The 362-nt window shown below is 42.5% G+C and carries 1 protein-coding gene; it reads left to right on the top strand.

The features are described from left to right. A partial coding sequence (locus RT99_RS25450) for a hypothetical protein (protein ID WP_042566751.1) occupies positions 1–362 on the top strand: 362 nt, incomplete at both ends.

Genomic DNA, 362 nt, shown 5'->3' with positions numbered 1-362 from the left:
CATCTCCTGCTAATACTTTTGCAGCAGTTACTGATGCTACTTTAAATGCAAGTCCGATTAGTATTGCTGTACCTGCGGGAACGGCTGCCGGTACTTATACCGGAACTATAACTGTCAAAAATGCGAATACTTGTACTTCAAGTCCGGGTGTAGCTTTTAGTGTGGTCGTCAATCCTTTGCCAACTATAACTCTTGGTACAGTAGCTCCGGTGTGTGCAACGGGACTCGCTCAAAATACAACTTTAGCATATACGGGTACGACACAAACTCCAACAACTTATAGCATTATCTGGAACGCATCTCCTGCTAATACTTTTGCAGCAGTTACTGATGCTACTTTAAATGCAAGTCCGATTAGTATT

This window comes from Flavobacterium sp. MEB061 (genome assembly GCF_000834715.1).
Classification (GTDB): domain Bacteria; phylum Bacteroidota; class Bacteroidia; order Flavobacteriales; family Flavobacteriaceae; genus Flavobacterium; species Flavobacterium pectinovorum.
Note: the sequence above shows the minus strand (reverse complement) of the source record. Positions and strands in the feature narration are given on the sequence as shown.